Raw genomic sequence first — 6,805 nt, forward strand, 5'->3', positions numbered from 1 at the left:
CCAGCTGGCGCAGGAATTCGACACCCTGGTGCTGGACATCGACGCCTTCGCCGACCTGCTGCACCGGTTGCGCTCGGCCTGCGGTTTTTGCGGCGCCATGCAACTGCAGCACCTGACGATCGACCTGCAACGGACGATCCGTGCCGGGCACACTCCCGCCCGGGACGACCTTGAAGCCTTCCGCCGTACCCTGATGGCAACGATCGCTGCATTGAAGCTCGACGGCCACGAGCAAGATCCTCCGGCTGCAGCCTGAAGACCCAGAACGATGCCCTGGCACGGGGCACGCCGTGCCAGGACATCGCAGGCCATCAGGCCAGTGGGACTTGCGCCAGCTGGGCCAGGCGCCGCACCGCCACCGAGGCGATGGGGTAGTCGGCGTTCTGGCTGAGGATCTCGGCCAGCATGCTGCGGGTATAGCGTAGCGTTGCATCGTCGCGGTCGAGCCACGCCTGCACGGCGTTCTCACCCGGTCGCGTAGCGCCCAACGCCAGCACCTGCACCGCCAGGGCGCGATGCTGGGTGTTGAGTTCATCCAGCAGCGAGCCGCGTGCCTGCGCGTGCCAATGGCCATCCACCGGTAACGCCTCGATCTGCCCGCGCAGCCATTCCAGGTCGAGTGCTTCGCCCAGCTGGTAGAACACGCGGGCCACCGCATCGATCGGCTGCCCGCTTTGCTGGGCAACTTCCACCATGTCGAAGGCGGCGCGAAGCACCGGCACGCGGGCCAGACGCAGGGCGAGCGCTTCAGGAAAGCCCATGCCTGCCCACTTCTCCTGGCTGGAGGAGAAATCACCGCGACCGGTGTCGGTAAGGACATCGGGCATGGCCTGGCGCAATGCGCGCACCGGCGCCTGGTAACGCTCGACGTTGGCTGCGATGTCCAGCGTGCCGCCGGGGCGATTGAGCAACCAGCGCGTCAGGTGCCGCAGCAGCGACCAGATCTGCAGGATGGCGTCGATCTGGGTGTCTTCGGCCACCTGGCTGTCCAGCGCCTCGATCTCGCTCCAGAGGCTGCGCACGTCCAGGATCTCGCGCGCAGCCGTATAGGCCTTGGCGATCGCCGCCGGGCCCTGGCCGGTATCTTCCTGCATGCGCATCATGAAGGTCGCGCCCATGCGGTTGATGGTGGAGTTGGTCACCGCCGTGGCGATGATCTCCCGCTTCAGGCGGTGGCGCTGCATGTGTTGGGCATACTTCTGGTGCAACGGCTCCGGGAAGTACCGCACCAGCTCGCGCGAAAGGTACGGATCTTCCGGGACGTCCGAATCGAGCAACTGCTGGAACAGGCGGATCTTGTCGTACGACAGCAGCACGGAGATTTCCGGGCGTGTCATGCCCTGCCCGCGCGTCTTGCGCTCGACCAGTTCGGCATCGGACGGCAACGACTCGACGCCGCGGTCCAGGGTGCCCTCGGCCTCCAGGGTGCGGATGAAGTGGGCCATGGATCCAAGGCGGCGCACCGACTGGTGCTCCATCACGGTGATGGCCTGGTTCTGGCGGTAGTTGTCCCACAGAACGAGCTTGCCGACTTCATCGGTCATCGCCGCCAGCTGCTGGTTGCGTCCTTCGAAGGTAAGTTCTCCCCGCTGCACGGCATCGTTGAGCAGGATCTTGATGTTTACCTCGTGGTCGGAGGTATCCACACCGGCGGAGTTGTCGATGAAGTCGGTGTTGAGCAGCACGCCCGATTGCGCGGCCTCGATGCGGCCCTTCTGGGTCATGCCCAGGTTGCCGCCCTCGCCGACGATCTTGCAATGCAGTTCGTTGCCGTTGACGCGCAACGCGTTGTTGGCGCGGTCGCCCACTTCCTGGTGGGTCTCGCTGGCTGCCTTGACGTAGGTACCGATGCCGCCATTCCACAGCAGGTCCACCGGCGCCTTCAGGATCGCGCTCAGGAGGTCGACAGGCGCCATGTGCGTGGCGTCGCCCTTGATGCCCAGCGCTGCGCGCACCTTCGGCGACACCGGCACCGACTTGGCGTTGCGCGGGAACACGCCGCCACCGTCGGAGATCAGCGACTTGTCATAGTCGTCCCACGAGGAACGCGGCAAGGCGAACAGGCGCTCGCGCTCGACGAACGAGCGTTCTGCGTCGGGGTTGGGGTCCAGGAAGATGTGGCGGTGGTCGAAGGCAGCCAGCAGGCGGATGTGCCGGGACAGCAGCATGCCGTTGCCGAAGACGTCGCCGGACATGTCGCCCACGCCGACGGTGGTGAAATTCTCCGACTGGCAGTCGCGCCCCAGCGAGCGGAAATGGCGCTTGACCGATTCCCACGCGCCCTTGGCGGTGATGCCCATGCCCTTGTGGTCGTAGCCGTTGGAGCCACCGGAGGCGAAGGCGTCATCAAGCCAGAAGCCGTGTTCGGTGGAGATGGCGTTGGCGATGTCCGAGAACGTGGCCGTGCCCTTGTCGGCGGCGACCACCAGGTACGGATCGTCCGCGTCGTGGCGCACCACGTCGTGCGGCGGCACGAGCTTGCCTTCGACGAGGTTGTCGGTGATATCGAGCAGGCCGCTGATGAACATGCGGTAGCAGGCGATGCCTTCGGCCAGCTGGGCATCACGGTCGCCGCCCACGGGTGGACGCTTGACCACGAAACCGCCCTTCGAACCCACCGGCACGATCACCGTGTTCTTCACCATCTGCGCCTTGACCAGGCCCAGCACCTCGGTGCGGAAATCCTCGCGGCGATCGGACCAGCGCAACCCGCCGCGCGCTACCGGCCCGAATCGCAGGTGGATGCCTTCCACGCGCGGGGCGTAGACGAAGATCTCGCGATAAGGCACCGGCTTGGCAAGGTCCGGCACCTGGTGCGAGTCGAACTTGAACGACAGGTACGGACGGAATGCGCCATCGAACTGCTGGAAGTAACTGGTGCGGATCGTGGCGTGGATCAGCGCCACGAAGCTGCGCAGGATGCGGTCTTCATCCAGGCTTGAGACATTCTCAAGCAGCATGCCCACCACTTCCTCGACCGCGGCGACTTGTTCGTCGCGCGGCAGGGTGAGCGAATCCACCAGGCGATCGATCGGACCCGGCTGCATGGCGGAAGCGGATTCAGGCAACAGCACCTGCATCTCGGTCGTGAGGATGGCCGCGGCACGCGCGCGCTCATCGGCGCCCAGCGACGTGCGTTGCGGGTCGAACTTGGCGTTGAACAGTTCCACCAGCAGGCCCGCGATGGCCGGGTGACCGTTAAGGGCATCTTCCATGTACGCCTGCGAGAAGGTCACGCCCGTCTGCAGGAGGTATTTGCAGTAGCTGCGCAGCACCGCGACCTGGCGCCAGCCGAGCTTGGCGCCCAGGACAAGCCGGTTGAACCCGTCGTTCTCGGCATTGCCGCGCCAGATCTGCTCGAAGGCATCTTCGAACAGCGCGCCCACCTGGGCCACGTCGAAGGCAAGCTCGCCCACCGGCTGCACTTCGAAATCCTGGATGAAGAGCGGCGAATCACCCACGCGTACTTCGTACATGTGCTCGGTGAGCACGCGAAGGCCCAGGTTTTCCAGCAAGGGCAGTACTTCGGACAACGCAATATCCGAACCGCTGCGGTAGATCTTGAAGCGCAGTTCCTCCGGCCGCGCGGCCGGGTGGTAGAACGACATGCTGATGGCATCCGGGCCCTTCAGGCCCGCGAGCGCGCGAACATCGGCCGCGGCGACCGTGGCCGCCACTTCGTCGACGTAGCCTGCGGGCAAGGCGCGGCCGTAGCGGTTGGCCAGCACGATGCCCGGCTGCTCGCCAAGGTCCGCCACCAGGCGGTCGCGCAGTTCGTCGTGCCAGTTGCGCGCTATCGCTGCAATGGTGATTTCCAGTGCGGTGGCGTCGTATACAGGGTGGTCACCGATGCGCGGGCGTACCACCACGTGCAGTCGCACCAGCGCCGCCTCGCCCATCAACACAGCCGAGTCCACGTGCTCGCCGTGCATGGCGTCGCGCAGGGTCGCTTCGACGCGCTCGCGCACGGCGGTATTGAAGCGCTCGCGCGGGATGTACACCAGGCATGAAAAGAACCGGCCGTAACTGTCGCGGCGGATGAACAGGCGCGTCCGCGCCCGCTGCTGTAGCTCCAGGATGCCCGAGGCCAGCGCGAAGAGTTCATCGGCTGAGCACTGGAACAGTTCTTCGCGTGGCAAGGTGTCCAGGATGTGCCGGAGCGACTTGCCTGAATAGGAGTCTTTCTTAAGGCCGGAGCGGTCCATCACCGCATCGCACTTGCGCCGCACCAGCGGCACCTGCTTCGGGCGCGCCATATAGGCGTTGGACGAGAACAACCCGAGGAACCGTTGCTCGGCCACCGGCCGGCCCTGGGCATCGAATTTCAGCACGCCCACGTAATCCATGTAACCGGGGCGGTGTATCGGCGAGCGGGCATTGGTCTTGGTCAGGATGATCGCATCGGTGGAACCGGACTGCGGCAGTTCGCTGGCAACGAGCGAGCGCAGCGAGCGCGGGGCCAGCGAGCGGTCGGCGGCACGCAGGATGCCAAGCCCCGAGCCCTCCACCGAACGGAGCACTTCGTCGTCGGCTGTCTTGACCACCTCGTACTCGCGATAGCCCAGGAAAGTGAAGTGGTCTTCGGTAAGCCAGTGCATGAACTGCGTGGCCTCGTCCACCTCGTCGGCCGACAGGGGCAACGCGCGCCGCTGAAGGTCGTCGGCGATCGCCAATGCCTTCTGGTTCATCGCCTGCCAGTCATCCACGGCCTCGCGCACGTCGACCAGGGCGATGGCCAGTTCCTTGCGGACGGTTTCCAGGCTGTCACCATCCAGGCGGTCGATCTCAAGGCGCATGAACGATTCGCCCGATGCACCATCGGCGCCAAGCGCAGCGATGCCGCCATCGGCGGCGCGGGTCACCGGTACCACCGGATGGATCAGGGCGTGGATGGCGGCATGGTTCGCGGCCACCATGCTGGCGGTGTCGACCAGGAAGGGCATGTCGTCGTTGACGATCTCGATGACCGTGCGGCTGCCACTGGCGCCGGGGTTGAACACCCGCACCAGGGCCTGTCCCGGCGATCGCCTGGCGGCAAAGGCAAGGAATTCGCCGATCAGCGCGGCCCAGCGCTCGGGTGTGTGCAAACCCAGGTCCGACTGGGCGATGCGGGAAAAGAACAGGTCGATAAAGAACCGCGCCTGGTCCGCAGTGAGCTGCGACTTGCCTTGCTTACTGAATTCCTCGATCACGAGGGCTGGGAAGCTGCCGTCCTCGGCTGCGCGAATCGCGTTCATGGGCTGGCTGTCGCCTTGATAGGGGAAGGGAAGTTATCCGGCGAAGCATACCGCCGCGACTGATGACAAGGCCACTTCTGGCGTTCCCGCAATGCGGCATTTTCAGCTTGCTTTCATGACACAACGCACCGCATCGGCGACGCTGGCGGGGCACCGGGGAAAGCCGCCGATGCCACGATAAGCTTGTGCATCGCGCCAACCGCGACGGAAATAGGCTCCCTGTAGCATTGACTCTTCACGCCAATAGTTTTTAAACTGAGCGGTACAGTGAATCGGCACCCCGTCTGCGTAGCGACGCGGACCCCCGATCCACGCCCTTCCTCAAGATCGACAGGCATTGCCCCGAACCATCGTGAATTCTCGCCGGAAGGGCCATCCGGCACAGGACGACACGGCTTGTCTTGCGATAACTGTTATATGAGCGCGCCTGCCCTCAACCCCGGGGGCGGATGTGGAAGAACAACCGCACAAGAAAATGAACGGAGTCCCCATGAAGCCCCTGCCCCTGCGCACATCTTTGTTGTGCTTCGGCCTCATCGCACTTTCTGCCTGCGGCAAGAAGCAGGAAGCGCCCAAGGCACCGCCCACTCCCGAAGTAGGCGTGGTTCAGGCCCAGCTCTCTTCCGCTCCGCTCGTGCAGAACCAGGTCGGGCGCCTTTCGGCGTTCCGTACGGCCGATGTGCGCGCCCGCGTGCCGGGCATCCTGCAAAAGCGCGTCTATAACGAAGGCTCCGACGTAAAAACCGGCCAGGTGCTCTTCATCATCGATCCGGCCCCGCTGCAGGCGGAACTGGACCAGGCCCAGGCGAACCTCGTCTCGGCCCAGGCCACCGCGCTGAACAACAAGGCCGCCGCCGACCGCGCCCGCGGCCTGATCGGCAAGAACTACGTCTCGCGTTCGGACCTGGACACTGCCATTGCCAACGAGCGCACCGCCAACGCCGCGGTGAAGCAGGCCCAGGCGGCCGTGCAGACCGCTCGCATCAACCTGAGCTACACCAAGGTCGAATCGCCCATCGACGGCCGGGCCAGCCAGCAGCAGGTCACTGAAGGCGCGCTCGTGGGCCAGGGCGATACCACCCTGCTGACCACGGTCGACCAGGTCGATCCGCTCTATGTGAACTTCACCGTGAGCATTGGCGACCTTGCCACCATGCGCCGCGCCGCCGCCACCGGCGGGGTCACCCTGCGTGACCAGGACAAGGCCACCGTCACGATCACCCTGCCCGACGGCAGCACCTACGACGAGAAGGGCACGCTCGACTTCTCCGATACCCAGGTGAACCCCAGCACTGGCGCGGTCAGCCTGCGCGCCATCATTCCCAACAAGGAACGTACCCTGCTGCCGGGAACCTACGTGACGATCGCCGCGGACCTGGGCGAACAGAACAAGGTGTTCCTGATCCCGCAGGCGGCCGTGGTACGTGACACCAAGGGTGCCTACGTGATGACGGTCGGTGGCGACGGCAAGGTGGTTCGCAAGAACATCAACGCCGCGAATACCAGCGGCGTCAACTGGATCGTCACCAGTGGCCTGGCCGCCGGCGACCAGGTCATCGTCTCGGGCT

At 65.2% G+C, this 6,805-nt stretch carries 3 protein-coding genes; 2 read left to right on the plus strand and 1 reads right to left on the minus strand.

What is annotated here, in order from left to right; genetic code table 11:
- Nucleotides 1-256 (plus strand): Hpt domain-containing protein (locus VK519_RS15970; RefSeq protein ID WP_324351377.1); only part of this gene is annotated, 256 nt, incomplete at its 5' end.
- Nucleotides 257-311: 55 nt separating this feature from the next.
- On the opposite strand, the gene VK519_RS15975 is transcribed toward VK519_RS15970, so the two are convergent.
- Nucleotides 312-5,237 carry an NAD-glutamate dehydrogenase gene (locus VK519_RS15975; protein WP_324351379.1) on the minus strand — a complete coding sequence of 1,642 codons (4,926 nt, stop codon included), beginning with the start codon at nucleotides 5,235-5,237 and terminating at the stop codon, nucleotides 312-314.
- 490 nt (nucleotides 5,238-5,727) lie between these two features.
- Here VK519_RS15975 and VK519_RS15980 point away from each other — a divergent pair.
- Nucleotides 5,728-6,805 (plus strand): efflux RND transporter periplasmic adaptor subunit (locus tag VK519_RS15980; RefSeq protein WP_324351380.1); only part of this gene is annotated, 1,078 nt, incomplete at its 3' end.

This window comes from Pinirhizobacter sp. (assembly GCF_035317885.1).
GTDB lineage: Bacteria > Pseudomonadota > Gammaproteobacteria > Xanthomonadales > Rhodanobacteraceae > Pinirhizobacter.

What these genes read in the sequence shown, in the direction of transcription:
- VK519_RS15975 (WP_324351379.1), bottom strand. Translation starts at nt 5,237, where the DNA reads ATGAACGCGATTCGCGCAGCCGAGGACGGCAGCTTCCCAGCCCTCGTG.